This is a genomic window from Pseudomonas fluorescens group sp. (assembly GCF_020093335.1).
Taxonomy (GTDB): domain Bacteria; phylum Pseudomonadota; class Gammaproteobacteria; order Pseudomonadales; family Pseudomonadaceae; genus Aquipseudomonas; species Aquipseudomonas petroselini.
This window is the reverse complement of the sequence record NZ_JAIOKW010000013.1, coordinates 26109-50019: the sequence shown is the minus strand read 5'-3', so window position 1 is coordinate 50019 and position 23911 is coordinate 26109. Positions and strand designations below refer to the sequence as shown.

20 protein-coding genes and 1 riboswitch are annotated in these 23911 nt (G+C 61.9%); of the genes, 13 read left to right on the top strand and 7 right to left on the bottom strand.

The window, feature by feature from the left end:
- Window positions 1-21 precede the first annotated feature (21 nt).
- From K7431_RS15830 to K7431_RS15820, 3 genes are read right to left on the bottom strand one after another with little or no spacing between them, the layout of a single operon-like run.
- Complete coding sequence (locus K7431_RS15830; RefSeq protein WP_012721883.1) at window positions 22-834, bottom strand: aldo/keto reductase; 813 nt, start codon at window positions 832-834, stop codon at window positions 22-24.
- Entirely contained in the window at window positions 831-2006 is a 1176-nt protein-coding gene (locus K7431_RS15825; protein WP_012721884.1) for an NAD(P)/FAD-dependent oxidoreductase, read from the bottom strand. Before K7431_RS15825 ends, K7431_RS15830 begins: the two co-directional genes overlap by 4 nt.
- A 55-nt stretch (window positions 2007-2061) precedes the next feature.
- Window positions 2062-2397 carry a DMT family transporter gene (locus K7431_RS15820; RefSeq protein ID WP_012721885.1) on the bottom strand — a complete coding sequence of 112 codons (336 nt, stop codon included), beginning with the start codon at window positions 2395-2397 and terminating at the stop codon, window positions 2062-2064.
- Window positions 2398-2499: 102 nt separating this feature from the next.
- Here K7431_RS15820 and K7431_RS15815 point away from each other — a divergent pair, with 102 nt between their 5' ends.
- On the top strand, window positions 2500-3390 hold the full coding sequence (locus K7431_RS15815) for a LysR family transcriptional regulator (protein WP_012721886.1): 891 nt from the start codon (window positions 2500-2502) through the stop codon (window positions 3388-3390).
- Between the two features lie 23 nt (window positions 3391-3413).
- Window positions 3414-4691, top strand: coding sequence for a lipid IV(A) 3-deoxy-D-manno-octulosonic acid transferase (gene waaA / locus K7431_RS15810; protein ID WP_012721887.1), 1278 nt, complete (start codon window positions 3414-3416; stop codon window positions 4689-4691).
- Between the two features lie 122 nt (window positions 4692-4813).
- Here the strand turns inward: waaA and K7431_RS15805 are convergent, their stop codons facing one another.
- Window positions 4814-6253, bottom strand: coding sequence for a TolC family outer membrane protein (locus tag K7431_RS15805; protein ID WP_012721888.1), 1440 nt, complete (start codon window positions 6251-6253; stop codon window positions 4814-4816).
- 196 nt (window positions 6254-6449) lie between these two features.
- Window positions 6450-6555: riboswitch (TPP riboswitch) on the top strand.
- Window positions 6556-6701: 146 nt separating this feature from the next.
- Between K7431_RS15805 and thiC the strand changes: the two genes are divergently transcribed.
- Window positions 6702-8606, top strand: coding sequence for a phosphomethylpyrimidine synthase ThiC (gene thiC, locus K7431_RS15800; protein ID WP_012721889.1), 1905 nt, complete (start codon window positions 6702-6704; stop codon window positions 8604-8606).
- Window positions 8607-8768: 162 nt separating this feature from the next.
- Entirely contained in the window at window positions 8769-10058 is a 1290-nt protein-coding gene (gene cytX / locus K7431_RS15795) for a putative hydroxymethylpyrimidine transporter CytX (RefSeq protein WP_012721890.1), read from the top strand.
- Here the strand turns inward: cytX and K7431_RS15790 are convergent.
- Entirely contained in the window at window positions 10027-10773 is a 747-nt protein-coding gene (locus K7431_RS15790) for an RsiV family protein (RefSeq protein WP_012721891.1), read from the bottom strand. The two genes, cytX and K7431_RS15790, sit on opposite strands and share 32 nt — an antisense overlap.
- A gap of 193 nt (window positions 10774-10966) precedes the next feature.
- Here K7431_RS15790 and K7431_RS15785 point away from each other — a divergent pair, with 193 nt between their 5' ends.
- The 8 genes from K7431_RS15785 (at window position 10967) to K7431_RS15750 (ending at window position 19923) form a co-directional block, all read left to right on the top strand.
- The gene (locus K7431_RS15785; protein ID WP_012721892.1) at window positions 10967-11584 is read left to right on the top strand and encodes an NUDIX domain-containing protein; all 618 of its coding nucleotides are present in this window, start codon (window positions 10967-10969) and stop codon (window positions 11582-11584) included.
- On the top strand, window positions 11575-12024 hold the full coding sequence (locus K7431_RS15780; protein ID WP_012721893.1) for a DUF1249 domain-containing protein: 450 nt from the start codon (window positions 11575-11577) through the stop codon (window positions 12022-12024). The genes K7431_RS15785 and K7431_RS15780 overlap by 10 nt, the downstream gene beginning before the upstream one ends.
- 98 nt (window positions 12025-12122) lie before the next feature.
- The gene (gene cpdA, locus K7431_RS15775; protein WP_043204686.1) at window positions 12123-12938 is read left to right on the top strand and encodes a 3',5'-cyclic-AMP phosphodiesterase; all 816 of its coding nucleotides are present in this window, start codon (window positions 12123-12125) and stop codon (window positions 12936-12938) included.
- 206 nt (window positions 12939-13144) lie between these two features.
- Window positions 13145-13753 carry a YqiA/YcfP family alpha/beta fold hydrolase gene (locus K7431_RS15770; RefSeq protein WP_012721895.1) on the top strand — a complete coding sequence of 203 codons (609 nt, stop codon included), beginning with the start codon at window positions 13145-13147 and terminating at the stop codon, window positions 13751-13753.
- A gap of 45 nt (window positions 13754-13798) precedes the next feature.
- Window positions 13799-15703, top strand: coding sequence for a DNA topoisomerase IV subunit B (gene parE / locus K7431_RS15765; protein ID WP_012721896.1), 1905 nt, complete (start codon window positions 13799-13801; stop codon window positions 15701-15703).
- Window positions 15703-16698, top strand: coding sequence for an esterase-like activity of phytase family protein (locus K7431_RS15760; RefSeq protein WP_012721897.1), 996 nt, complete (start codon window positions 15703-15705; stop codon window positions 16696-16698). Before parE ends, K7431_RS15760 begins: the two co-directional genes overlap by 1 nt.
- A 73-nt stretch (window positions 16699-16771) precedes the next feature.
- Window positions 16772-19036, top strand: coding sequence for a DNA topoisomerase IV subunit A (gene parC, locus K7431_RS15755; RefSeq protein WP_012721898.1), 2265 nt, complete (start codon window positions 16772-16774; stop codon window positions 19034-19036).
- A gap of 176 nt (window positions 19037-19212) precedes the next feature.
- Complete coding sequence (locus tag K7431_RS15750) at window positions 19213-19923, top strand: PqiC family protein (protein WP_043204688.1); 711 nt, start codon at window positions 19213-19215, stop codon at window positions 19921-19923.
- A gap of 123 nt (window positions 19924-20046) precedes the next feature.
- Here the strand turns inward: K7431_RS15750 and K7431_RS15745 are convergent, their stop codons facing one another.
- On the bottom strand, window positions 20047-21576 hold the full coding sequence (locus tag K7431_RS15745) for an AhpA/YtjB family protein (RefSeq protein WP_012721900.1): 1530 nt from the start codon (window positions 21574-21576) through the stop codon (window positions 20047-20049).
- A 133-nt stretch (window positions 21577-21709) separates the two neighbouring features.
- On the opposite strand from K7431_RS15745, the gene serB reads away from it, so the two are divergent.
- Window positions 21710-22924 (top strand): phosphoserine phosphatase SerB, encoded by a 1215-nt coding sequence (gene serB, locus K7431_RS15740; RefSeq protein ID WP_012721901.1) that lies wholly within the window; start codon window positions 21710-21712, stop codon window positions 22922-22924.
- Window positions 22925-23046: 122 nt separating this feature from the next.
- Here serB and asd read toward each other — a convergent pair whose 3' ends face one another.
- A complete protein-coding gene (gene asd, locus K7431_RS15735; RefSeq protein ID WP_012721902.1) occupies window positions 23047-23907 on the bottom strand; it encodes an archaetidylserine decarboxylase in 861 nt (286 codons plus the stop codon).
- Window positions 23908-23911: the final 4 nt, after the last annotated feature.

The window sequence follows — 23911 nt, the reverse complement described above, 5'->3', positions numbered from 1 at the left end:
GGGTCGGCCGCGTCGGCGGCATCAGAGTTGACGAATGACTTGGGCAGCGGTCGCCACGTTATGGGCCAGGTGCAGCGGATTAATGGTCCCGACAATAGCACTGGCGACGCCCGTTTGCGCAAACAACAACATGAAACTGGCACGAATTGGATCCATTCCCGGCTCCAGGCACACGTGGCCGCTGGCCAGGGCTTTTTTCACTAGGATGCCCTTGCCGTGTGCCGCTGCATACTCAATGACGGCTTTCTCGGCCTGTTCGTTCAGATTGTAGGTGACCATGGCGCAATCGCCCTGTTCCAGAGCCTTCACGCCGCCCTCGACGGTTTTCCCGGAGAAGCCGAAACCACGGATCTTACCTTCCTGCTTCAGCGCCGCCAGCGTGTCGTACACCTCGCAGTCGTTGAGGATGTGCAGGTCGTTGCCGTCGGAGTGCACCAGCACCAGGTCGATAAAATCAGTTTCAAGTCGTTTCAAGCTGCGCTCGATGGACATCCGCGTGTGAGCGGCGCTGAAGTCGTGGCTGGACGCGCCATTCTCGAACTCTTCACCGACCTTGCTGACAATCACCCAGTCCTTGCGCTGGTCACGCAGCAGCGGTCCCAGGCGTTCCTCGCTCATGCCATAGGCCGGCGCGGTATCGATCAGGTTGATCCCCAGTTCGCGAGCCTGGCGCAACAGCATGCGGGCTTCGTCGTCACCGGGAATCTGGAAGCCACTGGGGTATTTGACCCCTTGGTCGCGCCCCAGCTTCACGGTGCCCAGGCCCAGCGGCGAGACCAACAGGCCGGTGCTGCCCAGGGGGCGATGCAGGTCGTGCAGGGTGGGTAGGCTCATGGCAACAGTTGCTCCCAGGCAGGTACGCCAATGGCGGGTTTTGGCAGGTCGGGCAACGGCTCGCTGGTGCTTGGGCGGATGCCGTCACGTTCGAGGCTGCCGATGACGCGATCAGCGAAGTCCGGTGCCAACGCCAGTTTGGTCGGCCAGCCCACGAGCAGGCGGTCTTGCTCGGCGAGGAAGGCGTTGTCGGGGCGGCTCAGGCCCGATTGCAGCGGCTCGGCACGGTCGACGCGCAGCGTGGCCCATTGGGTCTGGCTCATGTCGATCCACGGCAGCAATTGCGCCAGCTCTTTCTGGGCCGTGGCGATCTGCTCCTGCGGTGTGCGGGCCACGCCATCGGCTTCGGCGATGTCGCCACCCATGTACCAGACCCAGTTGCCATCCGCCGCCGGGTGCGTGGTGACGGTGATGCGCGGCTTGGTACCGCCGCCCAGGCAGTGCGCGTACAGCGGTTTCAGGCCGGGGCCTTTGGCGATGATCATGTGCAAGGGGCGCGTCTGCATGGCCGGCTGGCTCAGGCCCAGCGCGGACAGCAGATCAGCCGTGCCGGCGCCGGCACTCAGCACGATGCGCTGGGCGCGGATCTCGCGACCGTCGACCTTCAGGCCTACCAGTGCGTCGCCTTCGCGCAACGGTTCGATGTGTTGCCCGGCAAGCAAACCATCGCCGGCCAGTTGCGCCAGGCGATCAATCAGGCTCGGCACATCGATGACCAGCTCCGCCAGGCGATAGACCTTGCCCTTGAAGCGGCGGTCTTGCAGGGCCAGGGGCAGGTCGTCGCCCTTGACCTGGTCGACACGGCCGCGCACGGCCTTGCTGGCGAAAAAACTGGTGAGGTTGCCGGCGAGGGTGCCGGGGGACCACAGGTAATGCGCTTCGGACAGCAAGCGCACGCCGGACAGGTCCAGCTCGCCACTGCCCGCCAACGCTTCACGCCAGCGGCGCGGCATATCGGCAATGGCTTCGGAAGCGCCGGTGAGCGCGCCGTGCAGGGCGTATTTCGCACCGCCGTGAATAATCCCCTGGGACTTCACGCTTTGCCCACCCCCCAAGGTGGCGCTTTCCACCACCACCGTGGAAAACCCCTGGCGGCGCAGGCGCGCATTCAGCCAGAGGCCGGCAACCCCGGCGCCGACAATCAGAACGTCGGTGGAAATAACGGATGGCATGGGCGACCTCAGTGTTCAAGACAAGAGGCGCAGTATACAGGCTGTTGAGAGGTGGTCAGTGCCCGGCGGTTTTCGAGAACAACTGAATCACTACCACGCCCAGCACAATCAGGCCCATCCCCAGCATCGCCGGAATATCCAGCTTCTGCCCGTAGATAAACAGCGCCGCGATGCTCACCATCACAATGCCCATCCCGGCCCACACCGCGTAGGCCACGCCCACCGGCACCGTGCGCACGACCAGCGTCAGCATCCAGAACGCCACGCCGTAGCCGACGATCACCAGCAGCAGTGGGATCGGCGTGCTCCAGCCCTTGATGGCTTTCATGGAAACGGTGGCGATCACTTCCGAGCAGATGGCAATGGCCAGGTAGCAGTAAGCGGCGTTCATGGGTCAATCCTCGGGGTAATGCAATCAGATAAGGCTGGCATTCTAGCCTTCAATCAGATGGGGTAAAGTCATTACCTATCCGAATTAGAGATGGGTTGAGCCATGAGCGTGCAATGGGATCTGGAGCAGATGCGCCTGTTTGTCAGCGTCGCCGAGCAGCGTTCGTTTTCGGCGGTAGCGCGCCAGCAGCGCAAGGCACAATCGGCGGTCAGTAACGCGATTGCGATGCTGGAGACGGACCTGGGCGTGAGCCTGTTCGAGCGTAGCAGCGGCCGCCAGCCGCGGCTGACCGAAGCCGGCAGCGTGTTGCTGGAGGAGGCGCGCGAAGTGCTGCGCCAGTGCGAGCGGCTCAATGGCCGGGCGCTGTCATTGACACGCGGTGAGGAGGCTTGCCTGCGCCTGGCCCAGGATGAAGCGATGTTGTTCCAGCCGGTGCTCGATAGCCTGGAGGCACTGGCCGTGCAATACCCGTTGCTGGAGGTGCAACTGTCCAGCGCGGCCCAGGGCGATGTGGCGCGCAAACTGGTGGAGCGCCAGGCTGATTTAGGCTTGCTGTTCTATCACGACCAGATCCCCGAAGCCCTCGAGCGGCGGGTGGTCGGCAGCGTGGAGATGGTCACGGTGTGTGGCGTGAATCACCCGCTGGCCAAGGAAACGTACGTGACCTGCCAGCGCCTGGCGCAGTTCCGGCAGTTGCTGATGTCGACCCAGACCAGTGTCTACCCCGGCAGCGAAGCGGCCAGTCCGCTGGTGTGGCGTGCCGACAGTTTCTACGTGCTGGCCGAATGGCTGATGAGTGGCCTGGGCTGGGCCTGGCTGCCCCGGCATATCGTGCAGTACCCGACCTATCAGCAACAGATGGTGGAACTGGACAGCGAATGGACGCCGCCGGCCCTGGTGGTGGAGCTGGTGTGGCGGCGCGACGAGCATCTGGGGCCCGCCGCGCGCTTCCTGGCCAAACGATTTGCCGAGTGCTTGCAGGCGATCGACTGAAAAAGCCGATAAACTCCGCCGCCATGAATAGAACTCTCTACAGCTGTCTGTTTTACCTGGCGCTGCCCTTGGTGGCTTTACGTCTGTGGCTGCGCGCGCGCAAGGCGCCGGCCTACGCCAAGCGCGTTGGCGAGCGCTTCTCCTATGGCTTGCCGGTGATGCAGCCGGGCGGGATCTGGGTGCATGCGGTATCGGTGGGCGAAAGCATCGCTGCCGCGCCGATGGTGCGCGGGTTGCTGGAACGCTATCCGACGTTGCCGATCACCGTTACCTGCATGACGCCGACCGGTTCCGAGCGCATCCAGGCACTGTTTGCCAATGAACCTCGAATTCAGCACTGCTACTTGCCCTATGACTTGCCGTGCGCCGCCAAGCGTTTCCTTGATCGTGTGCAGCCGAAACTGGCGGTGATCATGGAAACCGAGCTGTGGCCCAACCATATCCACGCCTGCGCCCAGCGCGGCATTCCGGTGGCATTGGCGAATGCGCGGTTGTCGGCGCGCTCGGCCAAGGGCTACGCGCGCTTTGCCAAGCTGACGGCGCCGATGCTGTCTGAGATGAGCTTGTTCGCCGTGCAGACGCAGACCGAAGCCCAGCGCTTCCTGAGCCTCGGCGCCCGACCGGAAACCGTTGAAGTCACAGGCTCGATCAAGTTCGACCTGACCATCGACCTCCAGTTACCGGTGCGTGCGGCGGCGTTGCGCGAGCAATGGGGCGCCAGCGAGCGTCCGGTGTGGATCGCCGCCAGCACCCATGAAGGTGAAGATGAAGTGGTGCTGGCCGCCCATCGTCAACTGCTCGAAAGCTATCCTAACGCGCTGCTGATCCTGGTGCCGCGTCACCAGGAACGCTTCGGCCCGATGTTCGAACTGTGTGAGCAGCAAGGTTTTACCACGGTGCGTCGTTCCAGCGGCGAGCCGGTCACGGCGGGCACTTCGGTGTTGCTCGGCGACACCATGGGCGAGCTGCTGTTTCTCTATGCCCTGGCCGACAGCGCCTTTGTCGGCGGCAGCCTGGTGGCGACCGGTGGGCATAACCCGCTGGAGCCGGCCGCGCTGGCCAAGCCGGTGATGATGGGCCCCCACGTGTTCAACTTCCTCGAAATCACCGCAATGATGCGTGAAGCGGGTGCGTTGCGAGAAGTGGAGGACGCTGAAGGATTGGCTGAGGCCGTACGGCAGTTGTTCGAACTGCCGCAGGATGCCCGCAAGATGGCGCAGGCGGGGCTCAACGTGATGCAGGCCAACCAGGGCGCGTTGAGGCGTTTACTGGATGGTTTAGGTCGACTGCTAGCTAACTGAATCACCACCTAACCAAATGTGGGAGGGGGCTTGCCCCCGATGGCGGTAGATCAGTCACCTATACAGTGCCTGACACTCTGCTATCGGGGGCAAGCCCCCTCCCACATGGGTTTGCAGTGGATTCAGTTGGCGGGGCGGGCCTTGAGCTGTTCGGCCGCCGCCTTGGCCAGGTCCGGCGGCAGGAAGTCGCGGTCGGGGTTGTAGTCAGCCTTGAGGTAGCGCGCCAAGTCCTGCAGGTCACCTGGGTTCAAGGTGCCCGCCGCCTGCTTCAAGCGCAGGTTGTCGAGGATGTAGTCATAGCGGCTGTTGTTGTAGTTGCGCACCGATGCGTAGAGCTGGCGTTGGGAATCCAAGACGTCGACGATGTTGCGCGTCCCCACCTGGTAACCGATTTCCGTGGCTTCCACCGCGCTCTGGTTGGAGATGATCGACTGGCGGCGTGCCTGTACCTGTTCCACATCGGTGTTCACCGCACGGTGCAGGTTGCGGGTGTTTTCCACCACCTGGCGGCGCAGGCCTTCGCGCTGTTGCTCGGTCTGGCCCAGGCGCGAGTAGGATTCACGCACTTGTGAACTGGTCAGCCCACCGCTGTAGAGCGGGATGTTCAGGCGCAGGCCGATGGTGCGTTGTTCCACATCGCCGCGATAGGGGGTGCCGAAGGCATTCGGGTTGCTGAAACCAAGGGCGTCGTTATCGCCTTTTTCATATTGCGCCACTGCGTCGAGCGTCGGGGCATGCCCGGCCTTGCGCTGCTTGAGGGTTTCTTCGGCGGCGGTAACGGCGTAGTTGCTGGCGAGCAGGTTAAGGTTCTGGCGGCCGGCGGTTTCAACCCAGGCCTTGGCGTCGTTTGGCAGCGGCGGTAGCACCGGCAGCGTGTGGACGATGCCCTGGATCGAGTTGTACTGGCGGTTGGTCAGGGTGATCAGTGCTTCAAAGGCGTCTTCCACTTGGCGCTGGGCCAGGATCCGATTGGCACGGGCAGTGTCGTAGCTGGCTTGGGATTGCAGCACGTCGGTCTTGTCCGACAGGCCCACGTCAAAGCGCTCGTTGGACTGGTCCAGCTGGCGCTTGAAGGCGTTTTCTTCGGCCTTGGTCGAGGCCAGGTTGTCTTGGGCGCGCAGCACGGCAAAGTAGCTTTCGGCGCTTTGCAGGATCAGGTTTTGTTCCGTGGCCGACAATTGCAGCGCGGCCTGTTCGTTGGTGGCCTCGGCAGCCTGCAACTGGAACCAGCGGTCGGCGCGGAACAGCGGCTGGCTCAAGGTCGCGCGCCAGGAATGCGCATCGCGGTTGGCGGTGGCGGCCGGGGTGTCGATCTGGGTGCGCACGTTGTTGATATCGGCACCGCCCGACAGGTTGGGCAGCAGCCCGGCACGGGCCTGGGGCACCACTTCTTTTTGCGCGCCGTACTGGGCGCGGGCAGCGGCCAGGTCGGCGTTGTTGTCCACCGCTTCCTGGTAGACGCTGACCAAGTCAGTTTTGGCGGACAAGGGCGCTTCAGCTGCCCAGACCATTCCGTTGGTCGCACAAGACACGGCGAGAGCCAGTGAAAGTTTGCGCAGCATGAGGCGATCCCTAGTTTGAATATTACGATTGTAATTTGGCGCTCAAGGCTAAGGCGGCGAACGCCTAGCGTCAAGGGCTTGAGCAGTCACCGAGTGTAGTGGCGCGATCACCACACAACAATCCTGCAAAAGAGCCATTCATCACGCTGAATGCACCGCCATTGGCAATTTCCCCATGGCATGGTCTAGACTGGCCGCGTTCTTGTCGGGGTGCCTTGTTGGAAGGCTGAGATCGGTAAATACCGGATCCCGTTGAACCTGATCAGGTTAGCGCCTGCGTAGGGAACAAGATTTCTCGTCACCCGGCGAGTCCTCTTGTGCTTCGTCCGGGATGCTGTTCGACCATCGAACAGCCCTCGTGCCTAGCACAGCACTGGTTTCAGTGCGTCCATCCGTCACAGGTTCGCTCCGACAAAAATCCACCGCCTGGATAGTTGGAGAGCCCGTGATGAGCACAGAAATAAAAAGTACAAAACTGAAAAACACCGTGCACTTGAGTGAATCGGCCAAGGTCGACTCCGGCTCCGTGCAGCCGTTTACCCGCTCGCAAAAAATCTACGTGCAGGGCACTCGCCCGGACATCCGCGTGCCGATGCGCGAAATCAGCCTGGACGTCACCCCTACCGACTTCGGCGGTGAAATCAACGCCCCCGTGGTGGTCTATGACACCTCCGGCCCGTACACCGACCCGAATGTGATCATCGATGTGCGCAAAGGCCTGGGCGATGTGCGCTCGCCGTGGATCGAAGTGCGTGGTGACACCGAGCGCCTGTCCGGCCTCAGCTCGCATTTTGGCCAACAGCGCCTCAGCGACGCCGAACTGACCGCCCTGCGCTTCGCCCACGTGAAAAACCCGCGCCGCGCCAAGGCCGGTGCCAACGTCACGCAGATGCACTACGCACGCAAAGGCATCATCACCGCCGAGATGGAATACGTCGCCATCCGCGAAAACATGAAGCTGGAAGAAGCCCGCGCCAGCGGCCTGCTCGACCAGCAACACGCCGGCCATAGCTTCGGCGCCAGCGTGCCGAAAATCATCACCCCTGAATTTGTGCGCGAAGAAATCGCCCGTGGCCGAGCGATCATCCCGGCCAACATCAACCACACCGAACTGGAACCGATGATCATCGGCCGTAACTTCCTGGTGAAGATCAACGGCAACATCGGCAACAGCGCCCTGGGTTCGTCCATCGAAGAAGAAGTGGCGAAACTCACCTGGGGCATTCGCTGGGGCTCGGACACGGTGATGGACCTGTCCACCGGCAAGCACATCCACGAAACCCGCGAGTGGATCATCCGTAACTCGCCCGTGCCAATCGGCACCGTGCCGATCTACCAGGCCCTGGAAAAAGTCGGCGGCGCCGCCGAGGACCTGACCTGGGAGCTGTTCCGCGACACCCTGATCGAGCAGGCCGAGCAGGGCGTCGACTACTTCACCATCCATGCCGGCGTGCTGTTGCGCTACGTGCCGCTGACCGCCAAGCGCGTCACCGGCATCGTGTCCCGTGGCGGTTCGATCATGGCCAAGTGGTGCCTGGCGCACCACAAAGAGAACTTCACCTACACGCATTTCGACGAAATCTGCGAAATCATGAAGGCTTACGACGTCAGCTTCTCCCTCGGTGACGGCCTGCGCCCGGGCTCGATTGCCGACGCCAACGACGCCGCGCAATTCGGCGAGCTGGAAACCTTGGGCGAACTGACCAAGATCGCGTGGAAGCACGACGTGCAAACCATGATCGAAGGCCCTGGCCACGTGCCGATGCAGTTGATCAAGGAGAACATGGACAAGCAGCTCGAGTGCTGTGACGAAGCGCCGTTCTACACCCTCGGCCCGCTGACCACCGACATCGCGCCGGGCTACGACCACATCACCTCCGGCATTGGTGCGGCAATGATCGGCTGGTTCGGTTGCGCCATGCTTTGCTACGTCACGCCCAAGGAACACTTGGGCCTGCCGAACAAGGATGACGTGAAGACCGGGATCATCACCTACAAGATCGCTGCCCACGCGGCTGACCTCGCGAAAGGCCATCCGGGCGCGCAGATCCGCGATAACGCCTTGAGCAAGGCGCGCTTCGAGTTCCGCTGGGAAGACCAGTTCAACCTCGGCCTGGACCCGGACACCGCGCGTTCGTATCACGATGAAACCCTGCCGAAGGACTCGGCCAAGGTCGCGCATTTCTGCTCGATGTGCGGGCCGAAGTTCTGCTCGATGAAAATCACCCAGGAAGTGCGTGAATACGCGGCCAACCAACGGATTGAAGCGGTGGACGTGGAGGTGGCCAAGGGCTTGGCTGAACAGGCGGAGCGGTTCAAGCAGGAAGGCAGTCAGCTGTACAAAAAGGTCTGACCCTAGACCTGTGGCGAGGGAGCTTGCTCCCGTTGGAGTGCACAGCACTCCCACTCCCTGCAAGGGTGTTTTTACTGACACGCTTCGGTTGCCGGTTGTGGGGCGGCTTCGCCCCCCAGCGGGAGCAAGGGCTTACAACAATATTCCTCAGAGATAACCCCCTTGAGCATTCAACCCAGCACCTATTCCCCGGACATCGCGGTTCCCGCTGACAAACGCGTCTTCGGCGCCCGTGACCTGTTCTCCCTATGGTTCTCCCTCGGCATCGGCCTGATGGTCCTGCAGACCGGCGCGTTACTCGCGCCGGGCCTGGGGCTGTCCGGCTCGTTGCTGGCGATTTTGCTTGGCACCCTGGTCGGCGTGCTGCTGCTGGCCGCCGTCGGCGTGATCGGCAGTGATACCGGCCTGTCCGCCATGGCCGCGCTCAAGCTCAGCCTGGGCGCCAAGGGGGCGAGCCTGCCGGCACTGCTCAACCTGCTGCAGCTGATCGGCTGGGGCTCTTTCGAAATCATCGTGATGCGCGACGCGGCCAGTCTGTTGAGCGCGCGGGCGTTCAGCGACGGTAGCCTGCTGGCCAGCCCATTGCTGTGGACCCTGTTTTTTGGCGGTCTGGCGACCCTGTTGGCGGTCAGCGGTCCACTGACCTTCGTGCGCCAGATCCTGCGCAAATGGGGTATCTGGCTGCTGCTCGCCGCCTGCCTGTGGCTGACCTGGAACCTGTTCGCCAAGGCCGACCTCGCCGCTCTCTGGGCCCAGGCCGGTGACGGTTCGATGCCGTTCGCGGTGGGCTTTGATATCGCCATCGCCATGCCGCTCTCATGGCTGCCGCTGATTGCCGATTACTCACGCTTCGGCAAGCGCGCAAAAAGCGTGTTTGGAGGGACGGCGTTGGGCTTCTTTATCGGTAACTTCTGGCTGATGAGCCTGGGCGTGGCCTATACCCTGGCATTTGCGCCGAGCGGTGAGGTGAATGCGCTATTGCTGGCCTTGGCCGGTGCGGGCCTGGGTATTCCGCTGTTGCTGATCCTGTTGGACGAGTCGGAAAACGCCTTTGCCGATATCCACTCGGCGGCGGTGTCCAGCGGGATTCTGTTGCGCTTGAAGGTTGAGCACCTGGCGCTGGCCATCGGTGTGATCTGCACCCTGATCGCCTGTTTTGCGCCGTTGGCCCAGTACCAGAACTTCCTGCTGCTGATCGGTTCGGTGTTTGCGCCGCTGTTTGGCGTAGTGTTGGTGGATCACTTCATCTTGCGTCGCCGTGGCCGAGGGGCGATCGCCGCTCTGCGTTGGCCGGCGTTGTTGGCCTGGCTGGGTGGCATCGCGACTTACCACCTGCTGGCCAATCTGTATCCGGACATCGGCGCGACCCTGCCGGCGCTGGTGCTGGCAGGGCTGTTGCAGCTCATCCTGGGGCGAGCCTTCAGCGGCGCGCCGGCACCAGCTCAGGCTTGAGGATGCCATCGAGGCGCGAGTAGGGGATCTGCAACTCGACATGGCCCAGGGCATACGGCGCGATGGTGCTGGTGGGGTACTTGAGGATCACGCCACCATAGGTCAGCGCCACGTTTGGGGTTTTCTGGAAGGGGTAGGTCTTCACATACTCCGGCTCCAGGCTCAGGCGGGTGCTGATCAGCCAGCTGTTGTGTGCCACTTGGGCGGCTTTCCAGAACGCGTCTTCCTTGCCGGGTAACAGCATGTCGGTCAGGGTCAGGGCTTTTTGTTGCTGGCGCGAATAGTTGATGAAGGCCCGGCCAGGCTCGCCGTGGGTGGCGCCTTGGTCCAGGTAACTGGATAGCTCGATGATCACCAAGCCGTCATGCTGCTCACGTACCTTGGCCTGCAAGTACATGCTGTTACGCGGGGCGGCGGTGCGCAGGAATTGCTCTCGGTAGGTGTCAAGGCTGGTCGGCAGCGGGTCGTTAGGGCTGGTGCTGGTCATTTCCAGCAGGCGCTGTTCGATCAGCGCATCGAGCTTGGGCTCCTTGGCAAAGTGCACCGTGTCGATATTCACCAGCGGGCAGTCGGCGCTGGCGCAGCCTGGCTTGCTTTGCTCGGTGGCGTCGCGAGTGGCTTCCAGCGGGGTCTTGAAGCTCGGTTGGAACAGGCTCTGGCAAGCGCCGAGGGTCAATGCGATGCAGGCCACGGAGGCGATTTTTAAAAGCGACATGTAAGTCCTTCGTCTATCGATAAGAGCGAAATTTGTGCAGCTTCGACTGCCAGCACGGCAGTCAGTTCGCCACTAAGCTGATTAGAGTGTGTTTGACGCCCGCCGTCTATCCCGGCAACCGGAAAGGGGCTGCGCCAAGGTGCAGGAGCGCGTTAGGATGGCGCCCATTGCGCAGGCTAAACGAGGATGGGACATGACGGACTTTGCAAAATCGACGCCGAGCAAGATCGAGATTGTTCAGCGCGAAAATGCCTACAAGGGCTTCTATAAGCTTGACCGTGTGCAGCTGCGCCACGAGAAATTCGATGGCGACATGAGCCGGGTGATTAATCGGGAAGTCTTCGTTCGTCACGACGCTGTGTGCGTGCTGCCCTACGACCCGCAGCGCGATGAAGTGGTGTTGATCGAGCAGTTTCGCGTCGGCGCCATGGGCCGCACCGACAACCCGTGGCTGGTGGAAATGGTCGCAGGCCTGATCGACAAGGACGAAGAGCCCGAGGAGGTTGCACACCGCGAAGCCGAGGAGGAAGCTGGGCTTACATTCTCCGCGCTGTGGCCGATCACTAAATATTTTCCATCGCCCGGTGGCAGTACTGAATTCGTGCATTTGTACCTGGGCCGTTGCGACAGCTCGGGCGCGGGTGGCGTCCATGGATTGGAAGAAGAAGCTGAAGATATCCGCGTCACCGCATGGGCCTTCGAAGACGCCCTGCAAGCGGTGCGTGACGGCAAAATTTCCAACGCAGCCAGCATTATCGCCCTGCAATGGCTTGCGCTTAATCGCGCGGAAGTGAGGGGGTTATGGCAGTAAAGGCACGGGAACGTTATCGAGTCGACCTGATCGGGCTGCAAGCGGCGTGCGAGGCCAACTATGCGCGGCTGATGCGCCTGCTCCCCGACATGCGCCACGCCCCCGAGGCGCGGCGCATCGGCGTCACCCATGGCGACCAGATGCTCGGCGTGCTGGCCCTGGAAGTCATCGTCAATTGCCCCTACACCACCACCCTGCGCGTGCGCCAGGAACACAGCCTGCCGTGGCTGCCGGTGCCGCAGCTGGAAGTACAGGTGTACCACGATGCGCGGATGGCCGAAGTGATCAGCGCCGAACATGCGCGACGCTTTCGCAGCATCTATCCTTACCCTAACGTGTTCATGCACCAACCCGATGAGAAAGCACAGCTCAATGTGTTCCTCGGTGAATGGTTGAGCCACTGCCTGGCCCTGGGCCATGAGTTCGAAGCTGTGCGGTAGATGTGAACTGCGTCCGCTTCCTGGGTTTCCCCTTTGTGTCCTGCCCCAGCATAATCACGCCAAACGACCCTTTACTGTGATTGCCTTGGGAGAGCGCCTTGCCGAGCGTATCCACTGTGAACCCCGACGGTTCAGCGTTGCTGGTGCAACTGTCCGACAGCCATCTGTTTGCCGAGGGCGACGGCACGTTGCTGGGCATGAACACCCGTGACAGCCTGCAAAGGGTGATTGAGTTGGCGCGCGCGCAGCAGCCGCGGATCGACCTGGTGCTGGCCACGGGGGATCTTTCCCAGGACGGCACACTGGAGTCGTATCAGCAGTTTCGCGATATGACTGCACCCATCGGCGCCCCAACGCGCTGGATTCCTGGTAACCACGATGAGCCGCAGATCATGGCCCATGCTGCCGTGCACAGCGATTTTCTGGAGCCGGTAGTCGATATCGGTCATTGGCGCATCACCCTGCTGGACTCCGCTGTACCCGGTTCGGTGCCCGGTTACCTTCAGGACAGCCAACTGCAACTGCTCGCCCAGGCCCTGAGCGAAGCGCCGAACCTTCACCACCTTGTGTGCTTCCACCATCATCCGGTGTCCATCGGTTGCGCCTGGATGGAGCCGATTGGCCTGCGCAACCCTGAAGCCCTGTTTGCCGTGCTCGATCGTTTCCCCCACGTGCGCGCGGTACTTTGGGGGCACGTGCATCAGGAGATCGATCGCGAGCGTGACGGCGTGCGCCTGCTGGCGTCGCCGTCCACCTGCATCCAGTTCGCGCCGGGCAGCGAGGATTTCAAGGTCAGTGAGCAAGCGCCGGGGTATCGCTGGCTGCGCCTGCATGCCGACGGACGGTTGGAGACGGGGGTGGAGCGCGTCCAAGACTTCGAATTTACCGTGGACTACGGCAGCAACGGCTACTAAAAGCTGTAAACACCGATCAAAAATGTGGGAGGGGGCTTGCTCTCGATAGCGGGGTGTCAGGCAATACATAGGCTGGCTGACCCACTGCTATCGGGAGCAAGCCCCCTCCCACATTGGATCTTCGGTGTATTGAAGGCAGAGGTCATCACACAAGGCTTGGATCCCTGTAAACTGCGCCTCTTTGGCTGAGTCATGGAGAGCCCGGCATGTCCGCTTCGATCCTGTATATCCACGGTTTCAACAGCGCGCCGGCGTCCAACAAGGCCAGCCAGCTGATCACCGTGATGGACAACCTTGGCCTGGCCCAGCAACTGCGCGTACCGGCCCTGCATCACCATCCCCGTCAGGCGATTCCTCAGTTGGAAGCGGCTATCGCCGAACTGGGGCGGCCACTGCTAGTCGGCAGCTCACTCGGCGGCTACTATGCAACCCATCTTGCCGAACGCCATGGCCTCAAGGCGTTGCTGGTGAACCCGGCGGTCAGCCCTCATCGGATGTTCGACGGTTACCTGGGCACCCAGAAGAACCTCTACACCGATGAAACCTGGGAACTGACCCACGACCACGTCACGGCGCTGGCTGAGTTGGAAGTACCGGCTCCCCAGGACGCCGCGCGTTATCAGGTGTGGTTGCAGACCGGCGATGAAACACTGGATTATCGCCTCGCCCAGCAGTATTACCGGGCCTGTGCCTTGCGCATCCAGGCCGGCGGCGACCATGGGTACCAGGGGTTCGCCCAGCAATTACCGGCCATGTTGAGCTTTGCCGGCATTGGCGCAGATCAGTATCAATCCTTCGATTTTTCTTCATTGTAAGAATCGCAGGTCATTATTTAATCGAACGACTCACGACGAGACCCCATGGCCACTCCCAGCGCTAGCTCTTATAACGCCGACGCCATCGAAGTCCTCTCGGGCCTCGACCCGGTGCGCAAACGCCCCGGCATGTACACCGACACCAGTCGGCCGAACCATCTTGCCCAGGAAGTCATCGACAACAGCGTCGACGAAGCCTTGGCCGGGCACGCCAAATCGGTGCATGTCATCCTTCACGCTGACCACTCCCTGGAAGTGTCCGACGATGGTCGCGGCATGCCGGTGGACATTCACCCGGAAGAGGGGGTGTCGGGCGTTGAGCTGATCCTCACCAAGCTGCACGCCGGCGGCAAGTTCTCCAATAAGAACTACCAGTTCTCCGGTGGCTTGCACGGTGTGGGTATTTCCGTGGTCAACGCCCTGTCCAACCACGTGCGGGTCAAGGTCAAGCGCGACGGCAACGAGTACGAGATGACCTTTGCCGATGGCTATAAAGCCACCGACCTGCAGGTGATCGGCACCGTTGGCAAGCGCAATACCGGCACCAGCGTGTACTTTGCCCCGGACCCGAAATACTTCGATTCACCGAAATTCTCCATCAGCCGCCTCAAGCACGTGCTCAAGGCCAAGGCCGTGCTGTGCCCGGGCCTGCTGGTGACCTTTGAAGACAAAGGCACGAACGAGAAGGTCGAGTGGCACTACGAAGACGGCCTGCGCTCCTACTTGGAAGACTCCGTCCGCGATTTTGAACGCCTGCCCAACGAGCCGTTCTGCGGCAGCCTGGCCGGTAATAAAGAAGCGGTCGACTGGGCGCTGCTGTGGTTGCCGGAAGGCGGCGACAGCGTGCAGGAAAGCTACGTCAACCTGATCCCTACCGCCCAGGGTGGCACCCACGTCAACGGTTTGCGCCAAGGTTTGCTGGATGCCATGCGCGAATTCTGCGAATACCGCAGCCTGCTGCCGCGTGGCGTGAAGCTGGCGCCGGAAGACGTGTGGGAGCGCATTGCGTTCGTGCTGTCGATGAAAATGCAGGAGCCGCAGTTCTCTGGCCAGACCAAAGAGCGCCTGTCGTCCCGTGAGGCGGCGGCGTTTGTTTCCGGTGTGGTCAAGGATGCCTTCAGCCTGTGGCTCAACGAGCACCCGGAATTGGGCCTGGCCCTGGCCGAGCTGGCGATCAACAACGCCGGCCGTCGTTTGAAAGCCAGCAAGAAGGTCGAGCGCAAGCGCATCACCCAGGGCCCGGCGCTGCCCGGCAAGCTGGCTGATTGCGCCGGGCAGGACCCGATGCGCTCCGAGCTGTTCCTGGTGGAAGGTGATTCCGCCGGCGGTTCCGCCAAACAAGCGCGGGACAAAGAATTCCAGGCGATCCTGCCGTTGCGCGGCAAGATCCTCAATACCTGGGAAGTCGACGGCAGCGAAGTCCTGGCCAGCCAGGAAGTGCACAACATCGCCGTGGCCATTGGCGTTGATCCAGGCGCGGCGGACATGAGTCAGCTGCGTTACGGCAAAATCTGCATCCTCGCCGACGCCGACTCCGACGGCCTGCACATCGCCACCTTGTTGTGCGCGCTGTTCGTCCAGCATTTCCGCCCGTTGGTGGATGCCGGTCACGTCTACGTCGCCATGCCGCCGCTGTACCGCATCGACCTGGGCAAAGAGATTTTCTACGCCCTGGACGAGGCCGAGCGTGACGGCATTCTCGACCGCCTGGTGGCCGAGAAAAAACGCGGCAAGCCACAGGTCACGCGATTCAAAGGCCTGGGTGAAATGAACCCGCCGCAACTGCGCGAAACCACCATGGACCCGAACACCCGGCGCCTGGTGCAGTTGACCCTGGATGACTTCGCCGCCACCTCTGAAATGATGGACATGCTGCTGGCGAAGAAGCGCGCGCCGGACCGCAAGTCCTGGCTGGAATCCAAAGGCAACCTGGCTGAGGTTCTGGGCTGATGCGCACAGGTTTCGCCCTGGCGATCCTGATAGTGAGCGGGCTGGTGACCACCCACGTGGTTGCCGCGCCCGTGGCTGAGCTCAAGCTGGTGTCCGAACACCCGGTGGACGGCATGCGCGGCGGAAACCTGTCGGGCCTGGCGCTGTGTGGCCAGGCATTGTGGACAGTCTCCGACCGTGATGACGACCAGATCTACCGCCTGGATATCAGCGCGCCGACCTGGCAAGCCGAAACGGTCAAGATCGACGTGCCGCCGGTGCCGGAGTCCGGGCTGCCTTGGGGCTTGCGTTCGCGCACCAAAGCCGCCTCGTTGATTCGCGGTGGCGACCTGGATTTCGAAGGCATCACCTGCGACGCCGCCGGTAACCGCTACATCGTCAGCGAAGCCCATGCGGCGGTGCTGCAAGTGCCGGTGACCGGTGCGCCGCAGTGGTTGAAGATTGCCCCGAGCATGGTCAGGGAGGCCCGGGCGAGCGGCATGTTGCTGCACTTCAACGCGTTGTTTGAAGGCCTGGCGATCAACCCCGAAGGCAATCAGATGTGGTTGGCGGCCGAGCGTGAGCGACGCGGACTGATTTCGATCAAGCGTCCGCAAAGCCTGTGGGACTGTGACGGTCCGTGTGTGTTGTTGAGCGAGGCCGGCCAGGAAGTGCAGCCGGCCAAGTTCCCCAATGCCAAGGCGGTGTCCAAGGACTTCGCCGACCTGGCGCTGTTCAACGGCAAGCTGTTCACCCTTGAGCGCAATGCGTTCCAGATATGCCGGCGCGATGCGGCCACGGCCAAGGTCGAACTGTGCTGGTCGTTTGCCGATGAGACGTTGACGCCCGAACGGCGTTACCCCCAAGCCTATGGCCTGGCCGAAGCCCTGGTGGTGGATGCCGAGGGTGCCTGGCTGGGTATCGACAATAATTTCGGCGCGCGCGCCGATGGTGAAAAACGCCCCGTGGTCTATCGTTTCGCCGCCCCTGCCGGCGGCTGGAGCGCCCAGCCATGAGCCCCGCTTTTTTTGAATTGACCCGGCGCAGCGGCAGTTCCGCTGCGCCTTACCAAACAATGATGAGGCCCGCATGAGTGACATCCTCGCAGACAGCTTAGACGGCGTAGAACGCCGGTCGCTGGCTGACTTCACCGAAAATGCCTACCTCAACTACTCCATGTACGTGATCATGGACCGTGCCCTGCCGCATATCGGCGACGGCCTGAAGCCTGTACAGCGGCGCATTATCTACGCCATGAGTGAGTTGGGCCTGGACGCCGATTCCAAGCACAAGAAATCGGCGCGTACCGTCGGTGACGTGCTCGGTAAGTTCCACCCCCACGGCGACTCGGCGTGCTACGAAGCCATGGTGCTGATGGCCCAGCCGTTCAGCTACCGCTACACGCTGGTGGACGGCCAGGGCAACTGGGGTGCGCCGGATGATCCAAAGTCCTTCGCCGCGATGCGTTACACCGAAGCGCGTCTGTCGCGTTATTCGGAAGTACTGCTGAGCGAGCTGGGGCAGGGCACTGCGGACTGGGGGCCGAACTTTGACGGCACTCTCGACGAACCGCTGGTGTTGCCGGCACGTTTGCCGAATATCCTGCTCAATGGCACCACCGGTATCGCCGTCGGTATGGCCACCGATGTACCACCGCACAACCTGCGGGAAGTCGCCACGGCCTGCGTGCGTTTGCTTGATGAGCCAAAGGCCACGGTGGAGCAACTCTGCGAGCACATCCAGGGCCCGGACTACCCGACCGAAGCGGAAATCATCACGCCGCGTGCCGACCTGCTGAAGATGTACGAAACCGGCAAGGGCTCGGTGCGCATGCGTGCCGTGTACCACATCGAGGATGGCGACATTATCGTCACCGCGCTGCCGCACCAGGTGTCGGGCGCCAAGGTGCTGGAGCAGATCGCCGCGTTGATGCAGGCCAAACCGTCGAAACTGCCGCAGGTCGCCGACCTGCGTGACGAGTCCGACCACGAAAACCCATGCCGCATCGTGATCATCCCGACCAACAGCCGGGTCGACCACGAAGTGCTGATGCAACACCTGTTCGCCAGCACTGAGTTGGAGTCCAGCTACCGGGTCAACGTCAATATCATCGGCCTGGACGGTAAGCCGCAGCTGAAAAACTTGCGCAACCTGCTGGTGGAGTGGCTGGAGTTCCGGATCAATACCGTGCGCCGCCGCCTGCAATTCCGCCTGGATAAGGTTGAGCGCCGCTTGCACCTGTTGGACGGCTTGCTGATCGCCTACCTCAACCTGGACGAAGTGATCCACATCATTCGTACCGCCGAGCACCCGAAAGCCGAGCTGATCGCGCGTTTCGAGCTGAGCGAAATCCAGGCTGACTACATCCTTGACACCCGCTTGCGCCAATTGGCGCGACTGGAAGAAATGAAGCTGCGTGACGAACAGGACGCGTTGCTCAAGGAACAAGCCAAGCTGCAAGCGCTGTTGGGCAGCGAAGCCAAGCTCAAGAAGCTGGTGCGCAGCGAGCTGATCAAAGACGCCGAAACCTATGGCGATGACCGTCGTTCGCCGATCGTGCAGCGTGCAGAGGCAAAAGCGCTGACCGAAACCGAGCTGCTGCCGAACGAGAAAATTACCGTCGTTCTGTCGGAAAAGGGTTGGGTTCGTTCCGCCAAGGGTCATGATATTGACGCCACTGGTTTGTCGTACAAGGCGGGTGACGGGTTCAAGACCGCTGCCGCCGGGCGTTCCAACCAGTTTGCGGTGTTTATTGACTCCACCGGACGCAGTTATTCGGTGCCGGCCCACACCTTGCCATCGGCACGGGGCCAGGGCGAGCCGTTGACGGGGCGGCTTACGCCGCCGCCGGGGGCGAATTTTGAATGTGTGCTGCTGCCGGACGACGACGCGCTTTACGTGATCGCCTCCGACGCGGGTTACGGTTTTGTGGTCAAGGGTGAAGACCTGCAGGCCAAGAACAAAGCGGGCAAGGCCTTGCTGAGCTTGCCGAACAACGCCAAGGTGATCCTGCCGCGGCCAGTCGACGACCGTGAGAGCAACTGGCTGGCGTCGGTGACCACCGAAGGGCGTTTGTTGGTGTTCAAAATCAGCGACTTGCCGCAGTTGGGCAAAGGCAAGGGTAACAAGATCATTGGTATTCCCGGCGAGCGGGTGGCCAGTCGCGAAGAGTACGTGACCGACATCGCAGTGATCCCGGAAGGCTCAACCTTGGTGCTTCAGGCCGGGAAACGCACGTTGTCACTGCGTCCCGATGACCTTGAGCACTACAAGGGCGAGCGTGGTCGGCGTGGTAACAAACTGCCTCGGGGCTTCCAGCGAGTGGATGCGTTGCTGGTGGAAACGCCGGTTTAACGCGTTTTAGAGCCCTCGATCTACGATTTAACGCGTAGATCGACGCTTTGGCGCTGGAGTCATGGCGCATATTCACGGATGATATGGCCTTTCCAGCGCCGGCGTGGCCGAGCGTGTTTAGGTTATTTTTAGTATTACATTGTGGTTCGCCTTGTGGCAGCCACCTGGATGGGATGATGACTGCTCCACGCCTTCCTTTTATTTTCATGCTCGCTGGCCTTTTGGGCCTGGCGGGTTGCAGCACACACCAGCCGGTGTCGCTGTACCAGTTGGACAGCGGAAGTCCAGCTCAACCTGCGCAGACTGCCGGCATGGCGGTGTTGCTGGGCCCGGTGGTCGTCGCCGACTACCTGCAACGTGAAACCCTTCTGCAACGTCAGAACGACGGCAGCCTGCAAGGTTCCACCGATGGTCGTTGGGCGGGCAGTTTATCGTCCGACATCAACCAACTGATGTTGCGCCAGGTGGCGGGTCAGTTGGACAGTCAGCGTGTGGTCCTGGCGCCGGCGCCAGCCGGTTTTTCGCCGGATGTACAGGTCTTGCTGACCATTACCCGGCTCGACTCCGGTACGTCGCAACCGGCGATCCTCGATGCGCAATGGCGCTTGATCGACCGTCGTGGCCAGGTACGCGATAACCGCATCGTGCACCTGCAGGAAGAACACACCGGTAGCACCGCGTCCCAGGTCCAGGCACAGGGCGTGTTGTTGCAGCATTTGGCGCAGCAGTTGTCGGTGGCTCTCAAGCCATTGGCCAACCAACCGCCGATTGCCGAGGCGCCCCGCAAGCAGAGCGCCCCGGTACAGGCCAAGCCGGCAGAGCCGCAGAAGCCGAAGATGCCGATGGCTACGCCGATCCGTACGGACATGGAAGTGTTCAGGTTCTGATCTGAATCGCGCATAAAAAAGGCCCGCTGACTCAGCGGGCCTTTTTATTTGTGCGCGGTTTGAGCCACGCCGCGGACCCAATGTGGGAGGGAGCAAGCCCCCTCCCACAGGAGTCCTACCGTTTTATTTGGTGCGGGTCTCATGCATCCGCGCCAACTGCCGTTCCAGCATCGACGGGTATGGCTCCATCAACCGCTCCACGCAACTGGCACCCTCAGGGCTGGCAATCGGGCGGATACGCGCGCGTTGGCGGATCAGCGTGTCTTCGCTGATCTTGCGCTCCACCAGCAGCAGGTTGCGGCTGTGTTGTGAGAGGGCCAATGCATCCTGGGCCATTTCGGTCAGCAACAGGTCGATCTGGCTCATGCCGAACAGGTCGTCGCCTACCGTCAGACCGAGCTGCAATTGCAGGGTGATGCCGCTGTCGGCCACTTCGATCTGCAATTCATGGCCCAGGGCGCGCAGCAGCTCGCCGCAGCAAATCGCGTTGGTCAGGTAGTCTTCGCCGCTGTCTTCGCTGTGGAACAGCATCAACGTGCTGCCATCGTTCAGGGTGTGCAGTTCGCTCTGGTACAGCGAAGCAGCCTGGTCGAGGCAGTCACGGTAGCGTTCCAGCAATTCGGTCAGGCGGGCGCGGGGCAGGCGGCGCAGTTGGTCCTGGGCGCCCAGTTGTACGGCGAGCACTGCACTGTATTGCGGCTCGGTGCTGCGTACCGGGGCCGGCTTGGGCGCAATGGCGCTGCTGTCGGCGGACGTATCACGCAGGTCGGCAAAGGGATCGTCTTCGTCCAGCTCGTCTTCTTCGGCCTTGAATGCATGGCGCGGCGCAGGCTTGAGGCCCGCCACCGGAGGGCGCTCGTCGAAACCCGGATCACGCAGGTTGCGTACTTCAAACTCCGGCTCTTGCTCGTAGTCGGTGTCGACGAACTCCGGTTCCGGCTCAACTTCAGGCACCACGGGTTCCGGGGCAAAGCTGGCGTGTAACTGGCGGGCGAGGTCGCCGATTTCATCCTGGCGGTCGGTGGCCGGGGTGTGCTCGTCAATGTCCCGCAGCCAGATACGCAGTTGCATCAAGGGCGTGGAAATATGCCGACCCAGGCGTAAGCTCAAGGCCAGGGCCAATGCCAGCAGGATCGCGCTGAGGATCCCCATGCTCTGCAGGCTGATGGTCATCGGCTGCTGGAATTGCTGCATGTCCAGGCTGATGCGCAGTTGGCCGGCCTTCACATCCTGAAAGGTAATGTTGCTCTGGTAGAGGCCTTCGGCTTCACCCAGCAAGCCGTTTTTCGGGCGTTGCCCGGCCTCGGCCATGATCCGGTTGTCCACGCTGTAGATGGCGGCGTGGGCCACCAGCGGGTTCTTGGTCAGGTTGTTGAGCAGCACGTTGAGGCTGAGGATGTCGTTGGACACCAGCAGCTCAGTCGCCGAGGTGGCGGTCTGGGTGGTCAAGCTCTCGCCCAGGGCATCGGCTTGCTCGTGCATGGCCTGCTTGAACTGCAAACCCATCACGCAGGCGTAGATCACCAGGGCCAGGGCGACCAGGATCACGTTATGGCTGGCGATGCGTAATGCGATCGGTACACGGCGGTGGCGCAGTGCCCGGAAGATCAGCAGGAAGAAATTATCGGTTTTTACTGGCGTGGGCCGGTTCACTTGCGCTCGGCTCTTGGTCCGTGAAGTTGACGCGCAGTATAGCGACAGCCCTAGGACCGGCAAAGCGCTGGCTGTGCCCGATGGTCACTGAAAGTGGGTAGAATGCGGTTTTTTTCCAGCCTGGGGGTGCGCCTTGCGCGAAATTGTCCTGATTAACATCACTGGTGAAGACCGCCCGGGTCTTACTGCGGCTATTACGGGAGTGCTGGCCCAGGGTGGTGTGAACATTCTCGACATCGGCCAGGCGGTGATCCACGACACCCTGTCGTTCGGGATCCTGGTCGAGATCCCGAGCACGGAACAGGCGTCTTCGGTACTCAAGGACATCCTGTTTACGGCTTACAAGCTGGACCAGCAGGTGCGTTTCACGCCAGTGTCCGAAGAGGACTACCAGCAGTGGGTCGCCGGCCAGGGCAAGAAACGCCATATCGTGACGCTGCTGACCCGCAAGGTCACCGCCGAGCAACTGCAGCGCGTCAGCTCCATCACCGCGCACTATGGCCTGAATATCGACCATATCGACCGTCTGTCGGGTCGCATGCCGCTGGACACCCCGGCCGACAAGGGCAAGGGCTGCATCGAGTTCTCCGTGCGCGGTGAACCGGCCGACCCGCAAGCCCTGCGTGCCGAATTCCTCAGCGTGGCCCAGGAGCTGAACGTCGATATCGCCTTCCAGGAAGATTCGCTGTTCCGTCGCAACCGTCGCCTGGCGGTGTTCGACATGGACTCGACGCTGATCGAAGCTGAAGTCATCGACGAACTGGCCAAGGCGGCCGGCGTGGGCGAGCAGGTTTCCGCAATCACCGAGCGCGCTATGGCCGGTGAACTCGATTTCCGCGCCAGCTTCAAAGAGCGCCTCGCGCTGCTCAAGGGCCTGGACGTGAGCGTGCTGGACGCCATCGGCGCCTCCCTGCGCCTGACCGAAGGCGCCGAAACCCTGTTCGCCGAACTCAAGCGCCTGGGTTACAAGACCGCCATCCTGTCAGGCGGCTTCACCTACTTCGCCAAGCAATTGCAGGCCAAGCTGGGCATCGACTATGTGTTCGCCAACGAGCTGGAAGTGGTGGATGGCAAGGTGACCGGCGTGGCGGTGGAGCCGATTGTCGATGCCCAGCGCAAAGCGGACTTGCTGAAGGAATTGGCCCACAAGGAAGGGTTGCGCCTGGAACAGACCATTGCGGTCGGCGATGGGGCCAATGACTTGCCGATGCTGGCGATTGCCGGGTTGGGCGTGGCGTTCCGTGCCAAGCCGCTGGTGAAACAGTCGGCCAAGCAGGCGATTTCGACGTTGGGGCTGGACGGGGTGTTGTATCTGTTGGGCTTCCGCGACCGCGATGGTCAGCTTTAACTGAATAAACGCAGTTCAAAATGTGGGAGGGGGCTTGCCCCCGATAGCGGTGTATCAGTCAGCAGATAAGTTGGCTGACACACCGCCATCGGGAGCAAGCCCCCTCCCACATTGAGTTTGCGTCAAGCTTTAGGCGCGGCGATGCCTTGGCCCATTTGCACCGGGCTGCCCGCCACCAATTCTTCCGCCCACTTCACCTGATCCGGCCCGAACAGCACGATCGCGGTCGAACCCAGTTTGAAGCGACCCAGCTCCGCACCCTTCTCCAGGTGAATCGGCGCACGTGCTGCTTCGTCATAGCGGAAGGTTTTCAGCTCGCGCTTCGGCGGCGTCACCAGCCCGGCCCACACGGTTTCAATCGACGCCACAATCATCGCGCCCACCAATACCACGGCCATCGGGCCGCGTTCGGTGTCGAAGATGCACGCAACGCGCTCGTTACGTGCGAACAGCTCGGGTACGTTTTCCGCGGTGGTCTGGTTCACCGAGAAGATACGTCCAGGGATGTAGACCATCTCGCGCAGAGTGCCGGCGAGTGGCATGTGCACGCGGTGGTAGTCTTTCGGCGACAGGTAAACGGTGGCGAAATCGCCGCCCATGAACGGCGCCGACAAGGCCGCATCGCCACCCAGCAGTTCCAGCACGCTGAAGCTGTGGCCTTTGGCCTGGAACACACGACCATGCTCGATCGGGCCAAGCTGGCTGACTGCGCCATCGGCGGGGCTCAACACTGCACCAGGGGTTTGATCCAGTGGGCGTGCGCCGTCTTTCAATGCGCGAGTGAAGAAGGCGTTGAAGTGCTCATAAGCGGTCAGGTCCTCAACCAGGGCCTGGGACATGTCCACTTGATAGCGCTTGGCGAACCAGGCGGTGAAGGCATTCTTGAACCAGCGCACGCGGCACTCGGCAATGCAGCCTGCCAGGCGCGACAGCAGGTGGTGCGGCAGCAAGTACTGGCTGAGGATAAACAACTGCTTTTTCATTTAC

Coding starts and splice junctions, on each gene's coding strand:
- K7431_RS15830 (WP_012721883.1), bottom strand. CDS start 834: ATGAGCCTACCCACCCTGCACGACCTGCATCGCCCCCTGGGCAGCACC.
- K7431_RS15825 (WP_012721884.1), bottom strand. CDS start 2,006: ATGCCATCCGTTATTTCCACCGACGTTCTGATTGTCGGCGCCGGGGTT.
- K7431_RS15820 (WP_012721885.1), bottom strand. CDS start 2,397: ATGAACGCCGCTTACTGCTACCTGGCCATTGCCATCTGCTCGGAAGTG.
- K7431_RS15815 (WP_012721886.1), top strand. CDS start 2,500: ATGAGCGTGCAATGGGATCTGGAGCAGATGCGCCTGTTTGTCAGCGTC.
- waaA (WP_012721887.1), top strand. CDS start 3,414: ATGAATAGAACTCTCTACAGCTGTCTGTTTTACCTGGCGCTGCCCTTG.
- K7431_RS15805 (WP_012721888.1), bottom strand. CDS start 6,253: ATGCTGCGCAAACTTTCACTGGCTCTCGCCGTGTCTTGTGCGACCAAC.
- thiC (WP_012721889.1), top strand. CDS start 6,702: ATGAGCACAGAAATAAAAAGTACAAAACTGAAAAACACCGTGCACTTG.
- K7431_RS15790 (WP_012721891.1), bottom strand. CDS start 10,773: ATGTCGCTTTTAAAAATCGCCTCCGTGGCCTGCATCGCATTGACCCTC.
- K7431_RS15785 (WP_012721892.1), top strand. CDS start 10,967: ATGACGGACTTTGCAAAATCGACGCCGAGCAAGATCGAGATTGTTCAG.
- K7431_RS15780 (WP_012721893.1), top strand. CDS start 11,575: ATGGCAGTAAAGGCACGGGAACGTTATCGAGTCGACCTGATCGGGCTG.
- K7431_RS15770 (WP_012721895.1), top strand. CDS start 13,145: ATGTCCGCTTCGATCCTGTATATCCACGGTTTCAACAGCGCGCCGGCG.
- parE (WP_012721896.1), top strand. CDS start 13,799: ATGGCCACTCCCAGCGCTAGCTCTTATAACGCCGACGCCATCGAAGTC.
- K7431_RS15760 (WP_012721897.1), top strand. CDS start 15,703: ATGCGCACAGGTTTCGCCCTGGCGATCCTGATAGTGAGCGGGCTGGTG.
- parC (WP_012721898.1), top strand. CDS start 16,772: ATGAGTGACATCCTCGCAGACAGCTTAGACGGCGTAGAACGCCGGTCG.
- K7431_RS15750 (WP_043204688.1), top strand. CDS start 19,213: ATGACTGCTCCACGCCTTCCTTTTATTTTCATGCTCGCTGGCCTTTTG.
- asd (WP_012721902.1), bottom strand. CDS start 23,907: ATGAAAAAGCAGTTGTTTATCCTCAGCCAGTACTTGCTGCCGCACCAC.